This window comes from Oceanicola sp. S124 (genome assembly GCF_000220565.1).
Lineage (GTDB): Bacteria > Pseudomonadota > Alphaproteobacteria > Rhodobacterales > Rhodobacteraceae > Pseudooceanicola.
The window spans coordinates 1-21,903 of the sequence record NZ_AFPM01000086.1; the positions used below are offsets into that span (position 1 = coordinate 1).

At 66.7% G+C, this 21,903-nt stretch carries 20 protein-coding genes and 1 pseudogene; 14 read left to right on the plus strand and 7 right to left on the minus strand.

The annotated features are described in order from the left end of the window. From OS124_RS26465 to OS124_RS0106780, 5 genes and pseudogenes are all read left to right on the plus strand, one after another. Positions 1–718: pseudogene (locus tag OS124_RS26465) on the plus strand (IS5 family transposase); the annotation flags it as partial. 166 nt (positions 719–884) lie between these two features. Next, positions 885–2,546 carry a GMC family oxidoreductase gene (locus tag OS124_RS0106765; protein WP_050900829.1) on the plus strand — a complete coding sequence of 554 codons (1,662 nt, stop codon included), beginning with the start codon at positions 885–887 and terminating at the stop codon, positions 2,544–2,546. A gap of 21 nt (positions 2,547–2,567) precedes the next feature. Further along, positions 2,568–3,512, plus strand: a complete 945-nt coding sequence (locus OS124_RS0106770) for an aldo/keto reductase (protein ID WP_010138679.1) — start codon at positions 2,568–2,570, stop codon at positions 3,510–3,512. A gap of 26 nt (positions 3,513–3,538) precedes the next feature. Next, on the plus strand, positions 3,539–4,462 hold the full coding sequence (locus tag OS124_RS0106775) for an NAD-dependent epimerase/dehydratase family protein (protein WP_010138680.1): 924 nt from the start codon (positions 3,539–3,541) through the stop codon (positions 4,460–4,462). Next, positions 4,459–5,307, plus strand: coding sequence for an SDR family NAD(P)-dependent oxidoreductase (locus OS124_RS0106780; RefSeq protein ID WP_010138681.1), 849 nt, complete (start codon positions 4,459–4,461; stop codon positions 5,305–5,307). Before OS124_RS0106775 ends, OS124_RS0106780 begins: the two co-directional genes overlap by 4 nt. A 42-nt stretch (positions 5,308–5,349) precedes the next feature. On the opposite strand, the gene OS124_RS0106785 is transcribed toward OS124_RS0106780, so the two are convergent. Beyond that, positions 5,350–6,894, minus strand: coding sequence for a class I adenylate-forming enzyme family protein (locus OS124_RS0106785; RefSeq protein ID WP_010138682.1), 1,545 nt, complete (start codon positions 6,892–6,894; stop codon positions 5,350–5,352). A gap of 128 nt (positions 6,895–7,022) precedes the next feature. Here OS124_RS0106785 and OS124_RS0106790 point away from each other — a divergent pair, with 128 nt between their 5' ends. The 8 genes from OS124_RS0106790 (at position 7,023) to OS124_RS0106825 (ending at position 14,340) form a co-directional block, all read left to right on the plus strand. Beyond that, the gene (locus tag OS124_RS0106790) at positions 7,023–7,781 is read left to right on the plus strand and encodes an SDR family NAD(P)-dependent oxidoreductase (protein WP_029375238.1); all 759 of its coding nucleotides are present in this window, start codon (positions 7,023–7,025) and stop codon (positions 7,779–7,781) included. 137 nt (positions 7,782–7,918) lie between these two features. Further along, positions 7,919–9,121 (plus strand): ABC transporter substrate-binding protein, encoded by a 1,203-nt coding sequence (locus tag OS124_RS0106795; protein WP_010138684.1) that lies wholly within the window; start codon positions 7,919–7,921, stop codon positions 9,119–9,121. Between the two features lie 7 nt (positions 9,122–9,128). Continuing rightward, positions 9,129–9,416 (plus strand): DUF1330 domain-containing protein, encoded by a 288-nt coding sequence (locus OS124_RS0106800; RefSeq protein WP_010138685.1) that lies wholly within the window; start codon positions 9,129–9,131, stop codon positions 9,414–9,416. A gap of 1 nt (position 9,417) precedes the next feature. Beyond that, positions 9,418–10,170: an ABC transporter ATP-binding protein gene (locus OS124_RS0106805; RefSeq protein ID WP_010138687.1), complete on the plus strand. Its 753-nt coding sequence runs from the start codon at positions 9,418–9,420 to the stop codon at positions 10,168–10,170. Positions 10,171–10,234: 64 nt separating this feature from the next. After that, positions 10,235–10,870, plus strand: a complete 636-nt coding sequence (locus OS124_RS0106810) for a branched-chain amino acid ABC transporter ATP-binding protein (RefSeq protein WP_083834556.1) — start codon at positions 10,235–10,237, stop codon at positions 10,868–10,870. A 1-nt stretch (position 10,871) separates the two neighbouring features. Further along, positions 10,872–12,797 carry an ABC transporter permease subunit gene (locus OS124_RS28330; protein ID WP_010138689.1) on the plus strand — a complete coding sequence of 642 codons (1,926 nt, stop codon included), beginning with the start codon at positions 10,872–10,874 and terminating at the stop codon, positions 12,795–12,797. Further along, positions 12,794–13,546, plus strand: a complete 753-nt coding sequence (locus tag OS124_RS0106820; RefSeq protein ID WP_010138690.1) for an SDR family NAD(P)-dependent oxidoreductase — start codon at positions 12,794–12,796, stop codon at positions 13,544–13,546. Before OS124_RS28330 ends, OS124_RS0106820 begins: the two co-directional genes overlap by 4 nt. Continuing rightward, positions 13,543–14,340, plus strand: coding sequence for an SDR family NAD(P)-dependent oxidoreductase (locus tag OS124_RS0106825; protein WP_010138691.1), 798 nt, complete (start codon positions 13,543–13,545; stop codon positions 14,338–14,340). Before OS124_RS0106820 ends, OS124_RS0106825 begins: the two co-directional genes overlap by 4 nt. 81 nt (positions 14,341–14,421) lie before the next feature. On the opposite strand, the gene OS124_RS0106830 is transcribed toward OS124_RS0106825, so the two are convergent. Further along, the gene (locus tag OS124_RS0106830; RefSeq protein WP_010138693.1) at positions 14,422–15,993 is read right to left on the minus strand and encodes an AMP-binding protein; all 1,572 of its coding nucleotides are present in this window, start codon (positions 15,991–15,993) and stop codon (positions 14,422–14,424) included. Between the two features lie 167 nt (positions 15,994–16,160). On the opposite strand from OS124_RS0106830, the gene OS124_RS0106835 reads away from it, so the two are divergent. Further along, positions 16,161–16,958, plus strand: a complete 798-nt coding sequence (locus OS124_RS0106835) for an SDR family oxidoreductase (protein ID WP_010138695.1) — start codon at positions 16,161–16,163, stop codon at positions 16,956–16,958. Positions 16,959–17,026: 68 nt separating this feature from the next. Here OS124_RS0106835 and OS124_RS0106840 read toward each other — a convergent pair whose 3' ends face one another. Genes OS124_RS0106840 through OS124_RS0106860 form a run of 5 tightly spaced genes read right to left on the minus strand, consistent with a single transcriptional unit; the run spans position 17,027 to position 21,901 of the window. Beyond that, a complete protein-coding gene (locus OS124_RS0106840) occupies positions 17,027–17,932 on the minus strand; it encodes an SDR family oxidoreductase (protein ID WP_010138697.1) in 906 nt (301 codons plus the stop codon). 1 nt (position 17,933) lies between these two features. Beyond that, positions 17,934–18,533, minus strand: coding sequence for a phenylacetic acid degradation protein PaaY (locus tag OS124_RS0106845; RefSeq protein ID WP_010138698.1), 600 nt, complete (start codon positions 18,531–18,533; stop codon positions 17,934–17,936). A gap of 1 nt (position 18,534) precedes the next feature. Next, a complete protein-coding gene (locus OS124_RS0106850; protein WP_010138699.1) occupies positions 18,535–19,686 on the minus strand; it encodes an acetyl-CoA C-acetyltransferase in 1,152 nt (383 codons plus the stop codon). Between the two features lie 3 nt (positions 19,687–19,689). Further along, positions 19,690–20,733 carry an acyl-CoA dehydrogenase family protein gene (locus OS124_RS0106855; protein WP_010138700.1) on the minus strand — a complete coding sequence of 348 codons (1,044 nt, stop codon included), beginning with the start codon at positions 20,731–20,733 and terminating at the stop codon, positions 19,690–19,692. 4 nt (positions 20,734–20,737) lie between these two features. Further along, entirely contained in the window at positions 20,738–21,901 is a 1,164-nt protein-coding gene (locus tag OS124_RS0106860) for an acyl-CoA dehydrogenase family protein (protein ID WP_010138701.1), read from the minus strand. Between the last annotated feature and the right edge of the window lie 2 nt (positions 21,902–21,903).

Consider the following 21,903-nt stretch of genomic DNA (forward strand, 5'->3'; position numbering starts at 1 on the left):
CCGCATAGGACGCTCTACAGCCGGTGGAAGCGCTGGAGCGAGAAAGGCATCCTCGCCAGCATGATGGTCGGCCTGGCTACAGGACACCGCTAAGAGAAAACCGTGGTGATCCCGCACGGGACATCACTTCGTGATGCCCTGCCGGGCAGTGGACGCGACCTGTCTGAAAGCACACCGTACCGCGACCAGCATGGCCGGCAAGAAGGGAGGCGTGGCCGCCTGATCCATTGCCCGGCAGGGCATTGCCCGGCAATGTCCCGAGAGGGGGCGAGCCAAGGGGCGGCATGAACACAAGGCTGCACGCCATCTGCGACAGCCAGGGACGATCGCTCAACCTGTTCGTCACCGCCGGACAGGTCAGCGATGACATCGGCGCACGCGGGCTGCTCAGCAGCCTTCCAAATGTCGCATGGCTGCTCGGAGATCGGGGCTACGACGCTGATTGGGTCCGAGAAGCATTGCAAGACAAGGGGATACGCGCCTGCATTCCCGGCCGAAAGCAACGCAAGACCCAGGTCAAATACGACAAGCGCCAGTTCAAGCGGCGAAACCGCCCCTCTCGGGACATCACGTGCCGTGATGCCCTGCCGGGCAGCGATGCGAGATCATGTTCGCGCGCCTCAAGGACCGGAGGCGCGTGGCAACCCGCCATGACCGCTGTCCAAAGGTCTTCCTCTCAGCCATCGCTCTCGCGGCAACCGTCATCTGCTGGTCATGACTCCTGACCCTGGCCCAGTGCCCCATGATGGCTTTGTCAGGTCGCAGGTCGCCCGACCGCCGGACGTTGGATTTTCCAAGCCAGTTCGCGACGACCGGCGGGTGATGCCAGCGCTATTTTCGCGATCTAGCCTGTTTGGACGATAATATCTGTGACGGTTCGGCTCATGCTTCTGGCGGCGACACGAGAGGCAACAGCAGTGAGCAAGGTCAGAACGCAGAGCGACACAGTGGATTACATCGTGATCGGGGCCGGGGCCGCTGGATGTGTGGTGGCTGCCCGATTGTCGGCCTTGCCCGGTGTGCGAGTGGCGATGATCGAAGCGGGCGGCAGTGATCACAATCCGTTGATCCACATCCCCGGCGCGAATTTCGCGACCGGCACAAACCCCGCCTTCAACTGGAGTTACGAGACCGCGCCGAACCCTGCGCTGGACGGGCGCAGGCTCTACATGTCGCAGGGGCGCGTGATGGGCGGGTCCGCCTCGATCAACGGCATGATGTTCCTGCGTGGACGTGACAGCGACTTTGACCAATGGGCTGCGTCGGGCGCGACGGGCTGGAGCGCCGCCGAGGTGCGCCCATGGTTCGAACGGGCTGAGACCTATTTGGGGCACCCGCGTCCCGGTCGCGGGCAGGGCGGTCCGGTGACGATCACCCGCGGGCACGCCACGGCGCCTGTCTGCGATCTCTTCCTCGAGGCCGCCACTGCCGACGGGCTGCATCGTAGCGAGGATATCGCGGCGGACGGGCCATCATCCGCGGGCTATGTCGACCTGTCGATCCGGCGCGGGCGGCGGGTGTCCACGGCCGCGGCCTATCTGAACGGCGTGGCGCATCGCGGCCGCCTGCGCATCCTGCGCAACGCCCATGTCGCCCGGATCGAGATCGCCGGGGGCCGCGCCAAGGGGGTTCATCTGATCCAGCGCGGCGAAACTCGATATCTGAGCTGCCGCCGAGAGGTCATCGTCGCGGGCGGTGCGATCAATTCGCCCGCACTTCTGCTGCGCTCGGGCATCGGCGATCCGGCCCGGCTCGGCGCGCTGGGCATCGACGTGCGCGTCGCCAATCCCGGCGTGGGCGAGAATTACCAGAACCACCCGATGTACAAGATGATGTTCGCCACCACCGCCCCGGTCAGCGCCTATTCTCATCTGCGTCCCTTCGGCGCGCTGAAGGCGGGTCTGTCCTACCTTCTGGCGCGGCGCGGCGTGCTGGCCAGCGGGCTGTTCCCGGTGGGCGGGTATTTCGAGACCGAGGAAGGCAATCCCGAGACGCTGATGCAGTTCTGCATGGCCCCGGCGCTGACGATCCGGCGCCGCCCGGGCATCCTTGGCGTGCTGCCGCGCGCCCACGGGTTCTCGGTCTTGCTCTATCAGGCGGTGCCTTTCAGCCGGGGTCGGGTCGGGATCGCCAGCGCCGATCCTTCCGCGCCGCCGGTGATCGAGGCGAATGTCTTTGGCGATGACCGCGACCTCGACATCATGGCAGTCGCCGCATTCAGAATGCGGAAGATGATGGCGCGCCCTCCGATGGGGGGCGTGCTGGGGGAGGAACTGGCCCCCGGTCCGCAGGCCGACAGTTTCTCGGCCATGCGCGAGGCGATCCGGGCCGAGGTCGGCGCCAATTACCACGTCGCGGGCACCTGCCGGATGGGCAGCGACCCGGACGCGGTCGTCGATCCCCAGTTGCGGCTGCGCGGGGTCGAGGGACTGCGGGTGGTGGATGCCTCGGTCATGCCGAATGTGGTCAGCGCCAACACCTATGCGACCACCGTGATGATCGCCGAGCGCGGAGCCGATTTCATCGCCGCCGCGCATCGCCACTGACAGATCGAGGAGGAGATGAGCATGGAAACCAGGGTTCTTGGCCAATCGGGGCTGCGCGTCTCGGTGGTGGGCCTGGGCTGCAACAATTTCGGCGGCATGGTCGCAGGGCTTGACGACAGCGCTGCGGAACGCGTTATCCACGCGGCGCTGGATGCGGGGATCACCCTGTTCGACACCTCTGACAGCTATGGCGCCGAAGGCGGGTCCGAGCGGGTGCTGGGGGCGGCGCTGAAGGGGCGGCGCGATGGCGTCATGCTGGCGACCAAGTTCGCCTCGCCCCTCGGCGGCAGCGGCAAGAGCGGCTATGACGGCTCGCGCCGGCATGTCTTCCACGCGGTCGAGGGCAGCCTGCGCCGACTGGGCACCGATCATATCGACCTGTACCAGTACCATTTCCCCGACCCGCTGACCCCGCTGGAGGAGACGCTGCGCGCGCTCGAAGATCTCGTCCGGGCGGGCAAGGTCCGGTATATCGCCTGTTCCAACCTGCCGGCGTGGCAGCTGGTGGATGCCAGCTGGACCGCACGCTATCACGGGCTGGGCCGCTTCGTCTCGACGCAGGCGGAATACAACCTGCTCAGCCGCGACGTTGAGGACAGCCTGTTCCCGGCGCTCCGCGCCACGGGGATGAGCCTCCTGCCCTATTTCCCGCTCGCCAGCGGCCTTTTGACCGGCAAGTACCGGCGTGGCGCGCTGCCCGAGCAGGGCCGGCTGATCGATCTTCCTTATTTCAAGGCAGGTCTGACCCAGGAACGGCTCGATCGGATCGAGGCCCTGGCGGCGATTGCCGAGGCGCATGGCCGAAATCTGCTCGATCTCGCCTTCGCCTGGCTGCTGGCGGAACCGCTGGTCGGCTCGGTCATGGCCGGGGCGACGAAGCCTGAACAGGTGATCGCCAATGCCGAGGCCGCGCGCTGGCGGCTTGATGCCGCGATGCGGGACGAGATCTCGCAGGCGCTGGCCTGACGCGGACAACAAGGAGGAAAGACAGGATGGATGTTCTTATCATCGGGGGCACCGGCATGATCGGCGTCAATGCCGCGCTGCACCTGAAGGCCAAGGGCCATAACGTCGCGCTGGCTGCCCGCAACATGCCGGACAAGGATCACCCCGCTGCGCGTTTCCCGGTACTGACACGCGATTTCACCAAGGGCGAGTTTCGCGCCTCGGATCTGGCGCAGTTCGACGCCGTGGTCTTTGCCGCGGGCAACGATCCGCGCCACATGCCTGCCGGGGCCGATCCCGAGGAGTTCTATCGCCGCACCCAATCCGACAGCGTGCCGGCCTTTGCCGAATTGGCGCGCGAGGCGGGGATCAAGCGCTTCGTGCAGGTCGGCAGCTATTACCATCAACTGCTGCCCGATCTGGTCGAAAGCTCGGTCTATGTCCGGGCACGCAAACTGGCCGATGACGGGGTGCGGGCGCTGTCGCGCGACGGCTTCATGGCCTGCACGCTGAACCCGCCTTCGATCGTCGGGGCAACGCCGGGCCTGCCGGCGCTGCGCTATCAGACGCTGGCGGAATGGGGGCAGGGGCTGCGGCCCGAAATCCCGGTGACGGCGCCGCCGGGCGGCACAAATTACATGTCGGTGCGATCCTTGGCCGAGGCGATCGAGGGCGCGCTTTTGCGCGGCGAAGGCGGCAAGGCCTATCTGATCGGTGACGAAAGCCTCAGCTTCCGCGACTTCTTCCAACTGTTCTTCGACGTGGCGGGCAACCCGGTTCAGGTCGGGATCGTGGACGAGGAAAACCGGATGCTTCCCGATGCCTTCATCGTACAGGGGCGCGGCAACACCATCGCCTATGAACCCGATCCGAAGGAAACAGCCCTGCTTGGCTATACCCGCAACGACGTGCGCCGCGCCGTGGCCGAGGTGGCCGCGATGGCGACGCGTCGCAGCGAGGCTGCCCGATGAGCCGTGACCTGTTGCGCCTGTCCGGCAAGGTCGCGCTGATCACCGGCGGGGCCGCCGGGATCGGCCGCGCCACCGCCGAGTTATACCTCGAGGCCGGGATGCAGGTGGTGATCGCCGACAACCATGCAGACCGCTGCGCCGAGGCGTCTGCGGCCATGCCCGCGGCGCTGGTGATCGAGGCCGATGTGCGCGACCCCGACGATGTGGCGCGTATCATCGACGAGACGCGCCAGCGCTTCGGTCGGCTTGATGTTCTGGTCAACAACGTGGGGGATTATCTGAAGATCTTCACCCCGTTCGAGCGCTCGACAGAGGAGGAATGGGAAGCGCTTTACGACATCAACCTCAAGCACATGTTCCGCATGACCCGCGCGGCGCTGCCCCTCGTGAAAGCCTCGGGCGAGGGCGGGTCGATCATCAACCTGTCCACGGTCGAGGCCCTGCGCGGCATTCCCAACGCTACCGTATACTCGGCGTTCAACTCCGCGATCCTCGGCTTCACCCGCAGCCTGTCGGTCGAGCTGGGCTATCACGGTATCCGGGTCAATGCGATTGCGCCGGAAACCACCGATACGATTCAGGTAACGGCAGATCCAAGGGTGCCGCTGGCCAACCGTCCCCATATCCGGACTTGGTTCCCGATGGGACGTTTCGGCCGGGGTGAGGATTCGGCGGGCGCGGCGCTCTATCTGGCGTCCGAGCGGCTTTCGGGGTGGGTGACGGGCACCACCATGGTTGTGGATGGCGGGGTGATCGCCGCAGGGGCCTGGATGCGGATGCAGGACGGCACCTCGTTCACCCATCTGCCGATCATCGCCGCCGACGGCTATACCGATCTGGACTGACGCGGCTCAGGGCGCGGCATCTGCAGCGCCCTGACCCTGGCCTCAATTGTTGCGGAACGCGTTCAGCGCCGCGGGCCCGGCGCGCAGCGCCTCGACCAGATCGCGCTTGCGGATCTTGGCGGCTTCGATCGGCATCGTGTCGATGAATTCAAACCGGCGCGGCACCTTGTAGGCCGCAAGCTGTGCCCGGCAATGGGCCTCCAGCAGGTCGGCACTCAGCTCGGCATCGGTATCCTGTACCACAATGGCCACCGGGATCTCGCCCTTCACCTCGTCCGGGGCGGGGACGACGGCGCAGATCGACACGCCCTTCTGGCGATAGAGCACGCTTTCCACCTCAAGCGGATAGATGTTGTGGCCGCCGGTGATGATGACATCCTTCTTGCGGTCGACGATGAACAGGAACCCCTCTTCATCGAGGAACCCCAGATCGCCCGAAAGCCAGCCGTCGGGACCAAAGCTTTCCGCCGTGGCCTCGGGATTGTCGGCATAGCCGCGGTTGACGCAATCGCCGCCGATCACCACCTCGCCGACCTCGCCCCGCGGAACCGGCTGGCCCGCCTCATCGACGATGGTGATGCGCGACGATCCAACCGGCAGCCCGGCCGCCCCGGCCCGGCGCGGCCCGCTGATGGGTTCGATCACGCATTGGCCGCAGGTCTCGGTCGCACCATAGACCTGACTGACGCGCGCGCCCGAGAGGGCCTCGAATTTCTGGATGATCGGCTGCGGCACCGGCGCGCCACCGGTGGTGCAGACGCGCAGCGACGACAGGTCGTGGCGGTCCGCATCGAACGCCCCGACCATGTAGACATACATCGTCGGCGTGCCTCCGAAATAGGTCGCCCGGTGGTGGGCGATATCGCTTAGCACGCGTTCGGTGTCCCAGCGTTCATGCAGGACCAGCGTGCCCCCGGTATAAAGGCAAAGGTTCAGCGTCACCGTCAGCCCAAAATTGGTGAACAGCGGCACGGCGCAGAGATAGGTCTCGGCCCCGAACCGTGCGCCATGCGCGACCGACATGTCACGCAGCGAACTGGCGGTGGCGAAATGGGTCTGGTCGATCGCCTTCGGCTTGCCCGTGGTGCCCGAGGAAAAGAACAGCGCCGAGGTGTCGTTGAAATCCTGACGGTGATCGGTGAAGGTTTCGGGTGCCGCGGCGATCAGCGCGTCGAAATCCAGCGCGCCCTTGACCGCGCCGCCAAGACAGAACGTCAGAAGGTCGGGCAGACGGGCGGCGATCTGCATGGCCGTGGCGGCACTGCTCTGATCGCAGATCAACGCGCGGATGCCGCCACGCGTCAGGATGTCCGAAACCTCGGCGGCACGGAACATCGCCGACAGCGGGGCGGGGATCGCCCCCAGCCTCTGACAGGCCCAGAAGGCCGCGGCCATCATCGGCGTGCTGGGCAGATAAAGCGCCACGCGCGCCCCCGGCTGCACCCCGGCCTTTTGCAGGGCCCCCGCCATGCGCGCCGTCAGCGCGCCGAATTCGGCGTAGGTGATCCGGCGGTCTCCGTCGATCAGGAAAGGCCGCTCCGGCACAAGTGCGAGGTTGCGTTGCAACATCTGGTTCAGCGTTTCCACTTTGGGTTCTCCGTCCGGTCAAAGCTCCCGGTTTCATATCCCAGCCGATCCAGACCGCATCGTCCGCCGGGACGATGCCACCGCGCAGCCGTGGGCAAGGATGCCGCGGAACTGGAAAGGGAAAACGGATGACAGGACGTCTGGAAGGCAAGGTCGCAATCATCACAGGCGCGACCTCAGGGATCGGGGCGGCTGCGTCACGGCGCTTCGCACAGGAAGGGGCCTGCGTCGCCTTGGTCGGGCGTAACCCTGCGCGGGGTGCGGCGTTGGTGGCCGAGATCGATAAGGCGGGCGGACGGGCGGCCTTTCATGTCCTGGATTTCGAGGCCCCCCAAGGGGTCGAGGACATGGTCTGCGCCGTCGCCGGCGAGTTCGGCGGGATCGACGTGCTTTACAACAACGCCGGCGGGTCCAGCAGCGCAGATGGACCGCTGACAGTTGCCCCGGAGGCAGAGTTCTGGCGCTGCATTCGGGTGGATCTTTTCGGCAGCTGGCTGATGGCGCGTCACGTCATCCCGCATATGAAGGTGCGTGGTGGCGGGTCGATCATCAACACCGCCTCGATCGCGGGGGCCATGGGGCTGCCGAACCGCGACGCCTATACCGCCGCCAAGGGCGGGCTGCTCGCGCTTGGCCGCTCGATGGCGGTGGAATTCGCCGCCGACGGCATCCGGGTGAACACGCTCGTCCCCGGCGCCGTCGGCACCGAGCGGGTGCTGCGTTTCTTCGAGGAGGAACCGCATCTCGAAGCGCAGCGGCAGGCTTATCTGCTGGGGCTTGCGCGGCCCGAGGACGTGGTGAACGCGGCGCTGTTTCTGGCCTCGGACGACTCCGCGCGCACCACCGGCCACATGCTTCCGGTGGATAGCGGCATCCTGATTTCGTGATGCTTTCCCACCCGACCGATGCGGCGTCAGCGCGCTAGTCCCTTCGGACGATGCCCTGACGGCGCTCGCGAACGCAGGGTCAACTTCAGGCGTCGACCCTTGCGCAACGGAAGCCGCCGATCATTTGGGAGGATGAGATGAAGACCTTTATGACAACCGCCGCGACGGTCGCTCTTGTTGCGGGCATGGCCCAGGCTGCTGACGGGACGGTGAAAGTCGGCGTGCTGAACGATCAAAGCACGTCGTTCTCGGCGCTCGGCGGCTCCGAGGTCGTGGTGGCCGTTGAGATGGCGATTGCGGATTTCGGCGGAGAAGTCCTTGGCAAGCCGATCGAATTCGTATCCGCCGATCATCAGAACAAGCCCGACGTGGCGCTGTCGATCGCCCGCGAATGGCTGGATACCGAAGGTGTCGATGTCATCATGGACGTGCCGAACTCGGCCGTGGCCCTGGGGCTGAACACCCTGATCGGGGACAGCGGCAAGATGGGCCTTTTCGTCTCGCCCCTGACCGACCGGCCGACCGAGGCCGATTGCAACGGTCACGTTCTGGCCTGGGCCTATGACGCCTATTCGACCGTTGGGACCGCGGTGAATGCGCAGCTCGACAAGGGGCTGAAAAGCTTCTTCACCCTCTCGCCCGACTACGAGGCGGGCAAGGTGATGGCCAGCTGGGTGGAAACCGCCGTGACCGAGGGCGGGGGTGAGGTCGTCGGTGCGGTGGCGGCCCCGCTCGGCACCACCGATTTCTCGTCTTACATCCTTCAGGCACAGGCGTCGGGGGCAGAAGTCATCCAGATCAACCTGAACGGCTCGGAACTGATCAATGCCCTGAAGCAAGTGCAGGAATTCGGGCTGATCGCATCCGGCATGGAGGTCGCGGTGACCTTCCTGCACCAGTCCGACGCCCGGTCGATCGGGGCCGAGGCGCTGGAAGGCGTGCAGTTCGCCGCGCCCTGGTTCTGGACCCAGGACGAGGCCGCCCGCGACTTCGGCACCCGGATGATGGAAGCCACGGGCAACGCCCCGGGCTGGGTTGCTGCCGGCAATTATTCGGCTGCGATGACCTATCTCAAGGCTGTCGAAGCGGCCGGTACGGATGAACCCGAAGCGGTGATCGCCCAGATGGAATCCATGGATCTGGACGACCTCTTCGTCCACAACGGCGAGCTGTATCCGAACGGGCGCCTGATCCATGACATGTACCTGCTCGAGGTGCGCTCGCCCGCCGAGATCGGTGACAGCCAGGAATATTTCAAACTGGAGGCGACGGTGCTTGCCGAGACGGCCTTCCAGCCGCTCAGCGCCACCACCTGCCCGCTGGTCAACGCGAACGGCTGAGCACGGCATGGCCGGGTACCTGGTTTTCGACCTCGAGATCACCGACCCCGCGGCTTGGGAGGAATACCGCCGTGAGGCGGGGCCGGTGATGGACGCGGCAGGCGGGCATTTCGTGATGGCAAGCGCCAGCATCGAACCGCTCGAGGGCGACTGGCATCCCGCCAGCCTCTCGGTTGTGGCTTTCCCCAGCTATGAGGCGGCGCGGGCATACTACCATTCGCCCCCCTACCAGTCCCTCGTGCCCCTGCGGCAGCGTGCTGCACGTGGGCACGGGGTTCTTATCAAAGGACTGTGAGATGACGGATACGATCATCGAGACCCGGGGGCTGGTGCGCCGGTTCTCGGGCTTCACGGCCGTGGACGGCGTGAACCTGAAGATCGCGCGCAATTCGGTACATGCGCTGATCGGGCCGAACGGGGCGGGCAAGACCACGGTCTTCAACCTGATTTCCAAGTTCCTTGCACCAAGCGAGGGGCAGATCCTGTTCAACGGTCGCGACATCACCCGGACAAAGCCCGCCGAAGTGGCGCGGCAGGGCATGGTGCGCTCGTTCCAGATCTCGGCGATCTTCGGGCGCATGACGGTCGCAGAAAACCTGCGTATCGCGCTCCAGCGTCCGACGGGCCTGTCGATGAACTTCCTGCGTGGTGACACCGTGCTGGCGGGGCTGGACGGGCGGGTCGACGAATTGCTCGACGCGGTCGGGATGCTGGACTGGCGCGACCGTCCGGCGGCGGGCCTGCCCTATGGGCGCAAGCGGGCGCTGGAGTTTGCCACAACGCTGGCGCTCGACCCCGAGCTGATGCTGCTGGACGAGCCGATGGCGGGGCTGGGCACCGAGGATATCGAACGCATCACCGCCCTGATTGCAGGCGAGGCGCAGCGGCGCACCATCCTGATGGTGGAGCACAATCTGTCGGTGGTGGCCGAGCTGGCCGACCGGATCACGGTGCTGGCGCGCGGCAATATGCTGGCCGAAGGCAATTACGCCGATATCTCTGCCGACGAGGCGGTGATTGAAGCCTATATCGGGGGCGACATTGACTGAGCAACCTGTACTCGAAGTGTCCGGCCTTGAGGCCTGGTATGGCGAAAGCCAGGCGCTGCACGGCATGGATTTCGTCGTCAATCGCGGCGAGGTGGTGTCGCTTCTGGGCCGCAACGGCGCGGGCAAGTCGTCCACCCTGCGCAGCATCGTCGGGCTGATGCGCCGCACCCGTGGCGAGGTGCGCCTGCACGGGCAGAGCATCCTCGGAAAGGCGCCAGAGCAGATCGGGCGCATGGGTCTTGCCTGGTGCCCGGAAGAGCGCGGCATCTTCAACAGCCTGACCGTGGCCGAGAACCTGCGCCTGCCGCCGGTGGTGGCCAGGGGCGGCATGAGCGAGGAGGAACTGCTGGCGCTGTTCCCCAATCTCAGGGAACGCTGGCGCAGCCCGGGCGGCAAGCTTTCGGGCGGCGAACAGCAGATGCTCGCCATCGCCCGCATCCTGCGCACCGGGGCCGACATCCTGCTGCTGGACGAGCCGACCGAGGGGCTGGCCCCCGTCATCGTGCAGGAGATCGCCGAGGTCGTGCGCGCCATCAAGGCCCGCGGCCTGACCGTGGTGCTGGTGGAGCAAAACTACCGTTTCGCCTCGCGCCTGTCGGATCGCCACTACGTCGTGGAACACGGCAGGGTGATCGACAGCATGGACCGCGGTGGCCTGGAACAGAACCGTGCCCGCATCGAAACCTATCTGAAGGCCTGACATGACCGAGCTTCTGGGAATTCCCCCCGTCCTTCTTTTCGGCCAGCTTCTGATAGGCCTGATCAACGGCCTGTTCTATGCCCTGATGAGCATGGGCGTGGCCATCATCTTCGGCATGTTGCGGATCGGCAATTTCGTGCATGGCGCGCAATACATGCTGGGGGCCTTCGGGGCCTGGTTCCTCATCAGCCTGCCAGATCTCTTCCCCGGCCTCGGCCTGCCGTCCCTGGGCTATTGGTGGGCCTTGGTGCTGGTGCCGCCGGCGGTCGCGGTGATCGGCGCGCTGATGGAGCGGGTCTTCATCCGCCGGGTCTACAACCTTGAACATGCCTACGGGCTCTTGCTGACCGTCGGCATGGCCTTCGTGATCGAGGGTCTGTTCAATGTGAAATTCGGCGCCGCCGGGCAGCAATACGGCGTGCCCGACCTGCTGAAGGGCGGCGTGAACCTGGGCTTCATGTTTCTGCCGATCTACCGCATCTGGGTGATCGTGGCCGCGCTGGTGGTCTGTTTCGGCACCTGGGCGGTGATCGAGCGCACCCGGCTGGGCGCCTATCTGCGGGCTGCGACCGAAAACCCCGATCTGGTGCGCACCTTCGGGATCAACGTGCCCCGGATGCTGATGTTGACCTATGCTTTCGGTGTCGGTCTGGCCGGTCTGACCGGCGTCATGGCGGCGCCGATCTACCAGGTCAGCCCGCAGATGGGGCAGTCGATCATCATCACCATCTTCGCGGTCGTGGTCATCGGCGGCATGGGTTCGATCATGGGCGCCATCGTCAGCGGCATCGGGCTGGGGGTCATCGAGGGGCTGACCAAGGTGTTCTGGCCCGAGGCCTCCTCGACGGCGATCTTCATCTGCATGGCGCTGGTGCTGATCCTGCGGCCACAGGGGCTGTTCGGCAAGGAAACCTCGGCCCATTCCGGCGCCGACATCACCATTGCCCGGCGCGAAAGCATTCTGGAAAACGGCCGGATCTGGATCCCGGTGCTGGCCATCGGCGGCCTGCTTCTGCCCTACCTGGTCTACCCGGTCTTCGCGATGAAGATCCTGTGTTTCGCGCTCTTCGCCTGCGCCTATAACCTGATCTTCGGCTATGTCGGCCTGCTGGCCTTTGGTCATGCGGCCTTTTTCGGGGCCTCGGCCTATGGCACGGCGCATCTCGCCTCGGTCTGGGGCTGGTCGCCCGAGGCCTCGCTTCTGGGCGGGGTGGTGCTTGCCACCGGGCTTGGCGCGCTGTTCGGCTGGCTGGCGATCCGGCGGCAGGGTCTTTACTTCGCGATGATCACCCTTGCGCTGGCGCAGGTGCTGGTCTTCTACGCGGTGCAGGCGAACTGGACCCATGGCGAGGACGGCATTCAGTCGGTGCCGCGCGGGATGCTGTTCGGGGTCTTCGACCTGAACGACATGATGACGATGTATTTCTTCGTCCTCGCGGTTTTCCTGATCGGTTTCGCCTTCATCTACCGACTGCTGCGGTCGCCCTTCGGGCAGGTGCTGCGCGCGATCCGCGACAACGAGGCGCGGGCGACCTCGCTTGGCTACTCGACCGAGCGTTTCAAGCTGATCGCCTTTACCCTGTCGGCCCTGCTGGCAGGCGTCGCGGGCGGCGTGAAGGCGCTTGTGTTCCAGATTGCCTCCCTGGCGGACCTGCATTTCATGACCTCGGCCGATGCCCTCCTGATGACGCTGATCGGCGGCGTGGGCACGATCCTTGGCCCGGTGGTGGGTGCGGCAATCGTGGTGACGTTGCAGCGCGAATTCGCGGAGTTCGGCGCCTGGGTCATCGTGGTGCAGGGGGCGGCCTTTGTCCTTTGCGTGCTGTTCCTGCGGCAGGGCGTTGTGGGCACGCTGGAAAACTGGCTGGGCCGACGGGCTGAACGGGCGCGCGAGGCGGGCCTCTCCCGCCGCGATCCGGCGGAATGAGCGCCGCGGTCGTGATCGGCGCAGGCCCGGGGCTGGGCCTGTCGCTGGTGCGGGCCTGTGCCAGCGCCGGGTACGCGACGGGCTTCATCGGCCGCCGGGCCGGCGCGGTCGCGGGATATGGTGAAACGCTGGCGGCCGAGGGGCTGTCGGACACGCTTGGAACCTGCGGTGATGCCGCCGATCCGGTGTCGCTGACCGGCGCGCTGGATCGCTTGAGGCAGGCGCAGGGCGCGCCCGAGCTTCTGATCTGCAATGCGGCCATCGTCGAACCCTCACGCTTCGTGACGCCCTCCGGGATCGAGACGGCGCGATATGCCGATGCGCCGGGCTGGCAGGCCCGGGGCGCGCCGCTGGATGCCGAGACGCTGGTGGCGCAGTTCCGCGCCAATGTGGCCGGGGCCCTGACGGCGGCGCAGCATGTCGCGCCGGACATGATCGCGCAGGGCAGGGGGACGATCCTGCTGACCGGCGGTGCACTGGCCTTTGGCCCCTGGATCGAATGGGGGGCGGTGTCGCTCGGCAAGGCGGCGCTGCGCAGTCTCGGGCAGTCGCTGGCGTTGGAGCTGGGGCCGCACGGTGTTCAGGTGGCCGTTGTGGCGATCCACGGCACCATGGCGCCGGGCACGCCCTATGACCCTGATCTGGTGGCGGAGCATTACCTGTCCCTCCATCGCCGCCCGCGCCCTGATTGGACGGTGGACGCGCATTACAAGATGAACGAGGACGACGGAAAGGATCCCGACAGATGATAGAGACGCCCCTTCGACTCGATGGCCGCGTGGCGCTTGTCACCGGCGGGGCCAGCGGCATCGGCGCCGCCATCGCGGCGCGGCTTGCCGCGCTGGGGGCACGCGTGGTGCTGGCGGACATGAACGCCGACGGACTGGCCGCGGCCCGTGCCGAAACCGGCGCGGAGGCCTGCGTCAGCGGTGACGTAAGTCGCGCCGAGGATGTCACGCGCATGGTGGCCGAGGCTGCCACGGCCACAGGTCCAGTCGAGCTTCTGGTCAATGCCGCCGGGATCGCGGATACGTTCCGCCCCGTGCAGGACTGTGATCCCGAAAGTTGGCAGAAGGTGCTCGACGTCAACCTGCGGGGCTGCTTCCTGATGTGCCGGGCGGTCGGCCCGGCCATGCTGTCGGCACGGCGGGGCGCGGTTGTGAACGTCTCGTCCATGGTGGCGCCTGTCGCGTTTCCGGGCCGCTCGGCCTATGGGGTCAGCAAGGCGGGGGTCGATCACCTGACCAAGGCGCTGGCCTGCGAATGGGGCCCTGCGGGGGTCCGGGTGAACGCCATTGCCCCCGCCTATACCCGCACGCCGATGGTGCAGAAGCTGATTGATGACAAGGCGCTGGACTTCGGCGTGATCGAGCGGCGCACGCCGCTGGGGCGCCTCGCCCTGCCCGACGAGATGGCCAAGGCGACCGCTTTTCTGCTGTCGGACTGGGCGTCCTATGTCACCGGGACGGTGCTGCCGGTGGACGGTGGCTGGCTGGCCTATGGGGCGGCAGGGGATGTGGATCGTTTCGGCGCAGCGGGCTGAGCCGGCTCAGCCCAGACCCAAAGAAAACGGGCGCCTTCTCGGCGCCCGTTTTCCTTCCTGCCAGACCGGTGGCCCGGGCGATCACGCCGGTTCCGCCGCCAGTTCACGTTTCAGCACCTTGCCCTGGGCGCTGACCGGCAGGGCCGCGCGGATCTCGACCACGCGCGGCACCTTGTAATTGGCCATCTGTTCGCGCGCCCAGGCGATGATCTCGGCCTCGGTCGCACTCTGGCCGGGGCGCAGCACGACGAAGGCCTTGCCAACCTCGCCCATGCGCGCGTCGGGGATGCCGATCACAGCCACCTGACCAATCGCGGGGTGGTTGGACAGCATCCGCTCGATCTCGGCCGGGTAGCAGTTGAAACCGCCGGTGATGTACATGTCCTTCAGCCGGTCCTCGACCACGAGGTTGCCCGCGTCGTCGAACCGGCCCACGTCGCCGGTATGCAGCCAGCCCTCGGCGTCGATGGTCGCTGCCGTCGCTTCCGGGTCGTCGAAATAGCCCTGCATGACGATATAGCCGCGAATGCGGATCTCGCCGGTCTCGCCCTGCGGCAGCTGGGTGCCGTCTTCACCGAAGACGGCGATCTCGACGCCCGGCATCGGGGTGCCGGCGGTCTTGGCCACGACTTCGATCGGGTCGGAGGTATGGCACATGGTGCCATAGCCGCCACATTCGGTCAGGCCATAGCCATTGCAGACCCCTTCGCAGCCCAGATCGGTCTTCATCCGCTCGACAAGGATCGAGGGGATGACCGCGCCGCCGGTGATCCCGAGGCGCAGCGACGACCTGTCGGTGTCCTCGAAGCCCGGATGGTTCAGCATTCCCTGAAAGATCGCGGGCGGGCCGGGAATGACCGAAACGCGCTCGGCTCCGACACGGGCCAGGACCTCGCCCGGATCATAGGCCTGATGCGGAAGCACGGTGGCCCCCACGATCAACGAGCCGATGGCGCCTCCGCGATAGCCGAAAGCGTGGAAGAACGGTGGGATGACAAGGGTGCGGTCGCCCCGGCGCATGCCGACACGTTCGGTCCATGCGGCGACCACGCGCAGGAACTGCTGATGTGCATACATCACCCCCTTGGAGCGCCCGGTGGTTCCCGAGGTGAACAGGATGTCGCAGATCGTCTCGGGGGTCAGCGCCGCTTCACGCGCGGCAAGCTCCGCATCCTCGACGTCCTCGGCGCGGGCCATGAAATCCGCCCATGCGGTATCGCTGCCAGCATTGTCCAGCACCACCACCTCGTTCAGCTGGGCACGGACCTTGTCGTTCAGCAGGTCGGGGAAGTGCCGGTCGAGGAACTGGCCCACCGAGACCACCAGCTTGGCGCCGCCGCGCAGCGCGAGGTCTTCGATCTCGGCGCTGCGGAACCGGGTTGAAACCGGGATCATGATCGCGCCCGCGCTGGCCGCGCCCATGGCCGCGATCAGCCAGTTCGCGCAGTTCGGCGCCATGATCATGATCCGGTCGCCCGCCTCGATCCCCGAGGCGATCAGCGCCTTGGCGAAGCGGCGACGCTCCGCGTCGAAGTCACGAAAGCTGAGCGTGACACCACCATCCTCGATATAGGGGCTGTCGCCATAGACCTCGGCGGCCCGCGCACAGCAGGCAGGCAGGGTTGTGAAGGTCCAGCTTTGCGATTCGAGCATCCTGCTCTCCCTTGGCATCGAATTCCGGTGACCGGCGTCGCACACGGTCACGCCCTGCTTGCGACCTGCCCGAAAACCGCGGCAGGGTGCATCGTCCGATGAGACGACGCCCATGCGCGCGGCGCGATGCTAGGGGCGTTCCAAGGAATGAGAAAGGGGCTTCTCTCATGACATCTCCGGTTTCAAAAGCGGATATCCGTCTGGACGGGAAGGTGGCGATCGTCACTGGCGGCAGCCGTGGTATCGGCGCCGGCATCGCGGCCATGCTGCTGGCACAGGGGGCCGAGGTCGCGATCTGCGGACGCTCCGAACCCGAGACCCTGCCCGGGGGCGGCGGGCGCAAGGCGCGGTTCTGGTCCTGTGACGTGCGCGACGCCGAGGCGGTGTCAACCTTCGTCGATGCCGTGGGCGAGGCGTTCGGGCGCATCGACATCCTCGTGAACAACGCGGGCGGCGCACCGGCCTCGGATGCGGCGACGGCCTCGCCCCGGTTCCATGAAAAGATCATGGCGCTGAACCTGATGGCGCCGATCCACATGTCACAGGCGGTGCATCGCTGGATGGTCAAGAACGACGAGGGCGGCTCGATCGTCAACATCGCCTCGGTCTCGGCCACCCGGCCGTCGCCCTGGACGGCGGTCTATGGCGCGGCGAAATCGGGCCTTCTGGGGCTGACCCGCAGCCTTGCCGCCGAATGGGGGCCGGTGATCCGGGTCAATGCCATCGTGGTCGGGCTGGTCGACAGCGGCGGCGATGCGCTGCCCTATGGCGGGGTCGAGGCGCGCGACGCGATCGCCGCCTCGCTGCCTGCCAAGCGGCTCGGCCTGCCCGATGATATCGCGGCGGCTTCGCTCTATCTGGCCTCGCCGATGGCGGCCTACGTGTCGGGGGCGGTGCTGGATGTAACGGGCGGCGGCGAGCGCCCGCTGTTCCTGGATCTGGTCGAACGGCACTCGAAGGGCTGACCCACGGACCCGGAAATGCAAACGGGCGGCCCCCGGGCCGCCCGTTGTCGTTTCAGGAAGAGGCGTGATCAGGAACTGCCCCAGACCGGCTTGGCCGCCGGGCGTTCGGCTTTCAGACGTTCCACCGCCGCGCTGATTTCCTCTGCCTTCCAGGCCCGCTTGATGTCTTCCTGCGGGCCGTCGCTCCAGCCCAGACAGAGGCGCAGATCGCCGCCGATCAGTTCGAACACCTCGCCGCTGACACCGACCGATTGTTCCGAACACAGCCAGGCCACCAGCGGCGCGGTGTTTTCAGGCGCGAAGATGTCGAATTCGCCCTCCTTGGCACTCATCGCCTCGCCAAAGGCCCCTTCGGTCATCCGGGTGCGGGCGTTGGGGGCGATGGCATTGGCGGTGATGCCATAGCGGGCCAGTTCGGCCGCCTGCACCAGCGTCATCGAGGCGATGCCGCCCTTGGCTGCAGAATAGGCGGTCTGGCCGATCGACCCATGCAGGCCCGCACCCGAGGTGGTGTTGATGATGCGGCCATCGACGGCCTCACCGGCTTTGGCCAAGCCGCGCCAGTGATCGACCGCATGGCGTGCGGTGCAGAAATGGCCGCGCAGATGCACACGCATCACCGCGTCCCATTCGTCCGGCGTTGCCGAGACGAACATCCGGTCGCGCACGAAACCCGCGTTGTTGACCACGGCGTGAAGGCTGCCGAAGGTCTCGACCGTCTGGCGCACCATCTCGCCGGTGGCCTCCCAGTCGGCCACGTCGCAATGGTTGGCCATGGCGCGTCCGCCCATGGCGGTGATTTCGGACACCACGGCCTCGGCCGGGCTTTCGCCGGTGTCCTCGCCGTGGTTGCCGACACCCAGATCGTTGACCACGACCGCCGCGCCCTGGCGCGCAAGCTCCAGCGCATAGGCGCGGCCCAGACCGCGGCCGGCGCCGGTGACGATGACGACCCTGTTTTCGCAGATACCCATTTCAGTCCTTTCCTGACAGCCGTACCGCACGGGCGTTGCCCGCGTTGCGTGGCCGGTTCTTCTCCGCCTGTCGCAGCGGTTCACATTCGACCAGCCCCGCGCGTGAGCGTCGGGCCAGCCGTTCGTATTCGCCTTCGCCGTCCTGTTTCCAGACGATCTGGTCGGGGCGCAGTTCCCGCAGGGCGCGCGCCGGATTGCCCGCGATCAGGCGCCTTGGTCCGACCTGCATCCCCGAGCGCACCAGAGACATGGCCGCGACAAGGCACTCCGCCCCGATCTCGGCCTCGTCCAGCACCACGGCGTTCATCCCGACCAGCGCATGATCCCCGATCAGGCATCCGTGCAGCACGGCGCCGTGACCGATGGTGGCGCCGCGCTCGACGATGCAATCGGATCCGGCGCCGGTATGCATGGTGCAATTGTCCTGCACGCTGGCCTGGCCGCGCACGATGATGCGCCCGAAATCCCCCCTGAGCGAGGCCGACGGGCCGATATAGCAGCCCGGTCCGATCTGCACGTCGCCGATCAGCACGGCGGTCGGGTGCAGGAAGGTGGCTTCATCCACCACCGGCACCCGGCCCTCGAAGGCATAGACCGGCATGTTACAGCCGTTCGATGATGGTCACGTTGGCCTGACCGCCGCCTTCGCACATGGTCTGAAGCCCGTAACGACCGCCGCGACGCTCCAGCTCGTAAAGCATGGTGGTCATCAGCCGTGCGCCGGTGGCCCCGATCGGGTGGCCGAGCGAGATGCCGCCGCCGTTCACATTGACCTTTTCATGCGGAATCCCCAGCTCCTTCATCCAGGCCAGCGGGATCGAGGCAAAGGCCTCGTTGCATTCGAACAGGTCGATGTCGTCGACGGTCAGCCCGGTTTTTTCCAGCGCGTGACGGGTCGCGGGGATCGGCGCGGTCAGCATCCAGACCGGATCGTCGGCCCGTACCGTCAGGTGATGGATCCGCGCCCGCGGCTTCAGGCCGTGGGTCTTGACCGCCGCCTCCGAGGCCAGCAGCAGGGCGGCCGCGCCGTCACAGGTCTGGCTGGCGACCGCCGCCGTGATCCGCCCGCCGGGCTCCAGCGGTTCCAGCGTCGCCATCTTCTCAAGCGAGGTGCCCCGGCGCGGGGTCTCGTCATGGCTCAGACCTTCGACCGGAATGATCTCGGCCTCGAAAAGGCCTGCATCGATCGCCGCCAGCGCCCGTTCGTGGCTTGCCAGCGCAAAGCGCTCCATCTCCTTGCGCGAACAATCCCACTTCTCGGCGATCATCTGGGCCGAACGGAACTGGCTCACCTCCTGATCGCCGAACCGGGCCAGCCAGCCGGGCGAAGAGCGGAAGGGATCATCGAACCCATAGGCCTGACCCGCATACATCGCGGCCGAGATCGGAATCGCGTTCATGTTCTGCACACCGCCCGCGATCACCAGATCCTGGGTGCCGCTCATCACGCCCTGGGCTGCGAAATGTACGGCCTGCTGGGACGACCCGCATTGGCGGTCGATGGTCACGCCCGGCACATGCATCGGCAGGCCCGCGACCAGCCAGCAGGTGCGCGCGATGTCGCCCGCCTGACTGCCGATGGTGTCGCAACAGCCATAGACCACGTCATCCACCGCCGCCGGATCGATCCCGGTGCGTGCGACCAGGGCCTTGATCGGGGCGGCCCCCAGATCGGCGGAATGGAGATGGGCAAGGCTGCCCTTCTTGCGGCCCACCGGGGTGCGGATGGCATCGACGATATAGGCTTCGGCCATGGATCAGCCCTCCTGGTTGAACAGCGTGTCAGGCCCGATGGCCAGCGTCTCAAGTCGTGCTGCATAACGGTTGCGGTGCAGGGTCTCGGTGCCCCAGAGATTGCGCAGGCTCAATGTGCGCTTGATGTAGAAATGCACATCCGCCTCCTGCGAATAGCCCATGCCGCCATGAACCTGGATTGCGGTCTGCGCGGTAGTTTCGGCAGCGCGGCCGCAGACGTATTTGGCATGGCTGATCCGCGCACGGGTATAGGCATCCTGCGTGGATGCGGCCATGGCGGAGGCAGCCTGTAGTACCGGGCGCGCGAACTCCACCGCCACCTGCGCGGAGGCCAGATGGTGCTTCAGCGCCTGATAGCTGCCGATCGGTTTGCCGAATTGGGTGCGTTCCCCGGCATAGGCGACCGAAATGTCGATGGCGCGCTGCGCGATGCCCAGCATCTGCGCGGCGGCAAACAGCGCGCCGATCTCCTGCGCATGATCCGTGGCGGCGCGCGCTGCCTCGCCCTCGGCGAGGATCTGGGCGTCCGGCCCCGGTGTGACGGCGAACAACCGGCGCAGCGGATCGACGCCGGGTTGCGGCGTGATCGTGGCACTGCCGGCGGGGCACAGCAGCACCCGGTCGACCTCGAAGATCAGGATCGCATCGGCGCTGTCAGCCCCTTCGGCAAAGGGGGCGGCGGGATGGCTCAGCGCGACCTGCGCCTCGCCGGCCATCACCTGGGCCAGCAGCGCCGCCTCACCGAATTGGTCGAGCGCCGGCAGGGTGATCCCCATGGTCTCGATCAGGGGTTCGGGCAGCAGGGCCGCGCCCGCCGCGGTGACAAGGCCGATCACGTCCTGCGGCGCCAGCCCCAGCCCCCCGGCCTCTTCGCCCACCAATGCGCCGGGCAGGCCAAGTTCGACCATTGCCGACCAGCGCGCGGCGTCATGGCTCTTGCCGGTCTCGGCCAGCGCACGCAGTTCGGCGGTGGTGCAATTGGCGGCGAGGAACTCGCGCACCATGTCGGTCATCATCTGTTGTTCTTCGGTGATCACGAATTGCATGGCGTCACTTCCTCGGCATTCCGAGCATCCGCTCGGCGATGATGTTGCGCTGAATTTCGTTGGTCCCGGCATAGATTGGACCAGCGAGTGAGAAGAGGTATCCGTCCAGCCAATTGCCCGCATCGGGCGCGGCCGAGGCCCCCGGATGCAGCTCGGCCCGGTCGCCGAGGATATCAAGCGCGGTGCGGTGCAGCGCGATGTCCAGCTCGGACCAGAAGATCTTGTTGGTCGAGGCCTCGGCACCGATCCTGCCGCCCGCCATCAACCGAGAGGCGGTCGAGTAGATCGAAAGCGCATAGGCCTCGGCACCCATCGCGGCCTCGGCCACGCGGGCGCGCAGCACCGGATCAAGGTCATCGCCCCGGCTTTGGGCCAGCGCCACCAAGGCACGCACTGCGACCTGGTACCGGGCGGGGCTGCGCAGCATCAGGCCGCGCTCGAATCCTGCGGTGGCCATGCAGATCTTCCAGCCCTGACCCTCGGCGCCAAGGATGTTCTCGGCGGGGACCCGGACCTCGTCGAGGAAGAGTTCGGCGAAACCGTGTTCGCCGTTGATCTGGTGGATGGCCTGCCGGGTGACGCCGGGCGCGTCCAGCGGGAACAGGATCAGGCTCAGCCCGTGGTGGCGTTCGCTGTCGGGATCGGTGCGGAACAGGCCGAAGGCCATGTCGGCATAGACCGCGCGGGACGACCAGATCTTGTGGCCCGACAGGACGTATTCATCGCCCTCGCGACGGGCCTTGGCCCGCACGGCGGCAAGGTCCGACCCTGCCTGCGGCTCTGACCAGGCCTGGGCCCAGATCTCTTCGCCGGTGGCCATCCTGGGCAGATAGCGGGCCTTCTGCTGCTCGGTGCCGAATTCCATCAGCGTCGGGCCCAGAAGGAAGATGCCGTTCTGGTTCACCCGCAGCGGCGCACGGGCGCCGTAATATTCTTCTTCGAAGATCAGCCAGCGGATCAGGTCCAGTCCGCGCCCGCCATAGGCGTCGGGCCATGTCACCATGCCCCATCGTCCCTCGTTCAGCTTGGCTTCCCATGCGCGATGGGCCTCGAACCCTTCGCGCGAGGCGTCGAAACTGGGCAGTGGCGTGGCCGGGACGTTGTCACGCATCCAGCTGCGCACCTCGTCGCGGAAGGCGCGCTGCGCGTCGGTATAGGTCAGTTCCATGT

Bases quoted from the DNA above. Each gene is read 5' to 3' on its own strand.
- OS124_RS0106765 (WP_050900829.1), top strand. From the start codon at position 885: ATGCTTCTGGCGGCGACACGAGAGGCAACAGCAGTGAGCAAGGTCAGA.
- OS124_RS0106770 (WP_010138679.1), top strand. From the start codon at position 2,568: ATGGAAACCAGGGTTCTTGGCCAATCGGGGCTGCGCGTCTCGGTGGTG.
- OS124_RS0106775 (WP_010138680.1), top strand. From the start codon at position 3,539: ATGGATGTTCTTATCATCGGGGGCACCGGCATGATCGGCGTCAATGCC.
- OS124_RS0106780 (WP_010138681.1), top strand. From the start codon at position 4,459: ATGAGCCGTGACCTGTTGCGCCTGTCCGGCAAGGTCGCGCTGATCACC.
- OS124_RS0106790 (WP_029375238.1), top strand. From the start codon at position 7,023: ATGACAGGACGTCTGGAAGGCAAGGTCGCAATCATCACAGGCGCGACC.
- OS124_RS0106795 (WP_010138684.1), top strand. From the start codon at position 7,919: ATGAAGACCTTTATGACAACCGCCGCGACGGTCGCTCTTGTTGCGGGC.
- OS124_RS0106800 (WP_010138685.1), top strand. From the start codon at position 9,129: ATGGCCGGGTACCTGGTTTTCGACCTCGAGATCACCGACCCCGCGGCT.
- OS124_RS0106805 (WP_010138687.1), top strand. From the start codon at position 9,418: ATGACGGATACGATCATCGAGACCCGGGGGCTGGTGCGCCGGTTCTCG.
- OS124_RS0106810 (WP_083834556.1), top strand. From the start codon at position 10,235: ATGGATTTCGTCGTCAATCGCGGCGAGGTGGTGTCGCTTCTGGGCCGC.
- OS124_RS28330 (WP_010138689.1), top strand. From the start codon at position 10,872: ATGACCGAGCTTCTGGGAATTCCCCCCGTCCTTCTTTTCGGCCAGCTT.
- OS124_RS0106820 (WP_010138690.1), top strand. From the start codon at position 12,794: ATGAGCGCCGCGGTCGTGATCGGCGCAGGCCCGGGGCTGGGCCTGTCG.
- OS124_RS0106825 (WP_010138691.1), top strand. From the start codon at position 13,543: ATGATAGAGACGCCCCTTCGACTCGATGGCCGCGTGGCGCTTGTCACC.
- OS124_RS0106830 (WP_010138693.1), bottom strand. From the start codon at position 15,993: ATGCTCGAATCGCAAAGCTGGACCTTCACAACCCTGCCTGCCTGCTGT.
- OS124_RS0106835 (WP_010138695.1), top strand. From the start codon at position 16,161: ATGACATCTCCGGTTTCAAAAGCGGATATCCGTCTGGACGGGAAGGTG.
- OS124_RS0106840 (WP_010138697.1), bottom strand. From the start codon at position 17,932: ATGGGTATCTGCGAAAACAGGGTCGTCATCGTCACCGGCGCCGGCCGC.
- OS124_RS0106845 (WP_010138698.1), bottom strand. From the start codon at position 18,533: ATGCCGGTCTATGCCTTCGAGGGCCGGGTGCCGGTGGTGGATGAAGCC.
- OS124_RS0106850 (WP_010138699.1), bottom strand. From the start codon at position 19,686: ATGGCCGAAGCCTATATCGTCGATGCCATCCGCACCCCGGTGGGCCGC.
- OS124_RS0106855 (WP_010138700.1), bottom strand. From the start codon at position 20,733: ATGCAATTCGTGATCACCGAAGAACAACAGATGATGACCGACATGGTG.
- OS124_RS0106860 (WP_010138701.1), bottom strand. From the start codon at position 21,901: ATGGAACTGACCTATACCGACGCGCAGCGCGCCTTCCGCGACGAGGTG.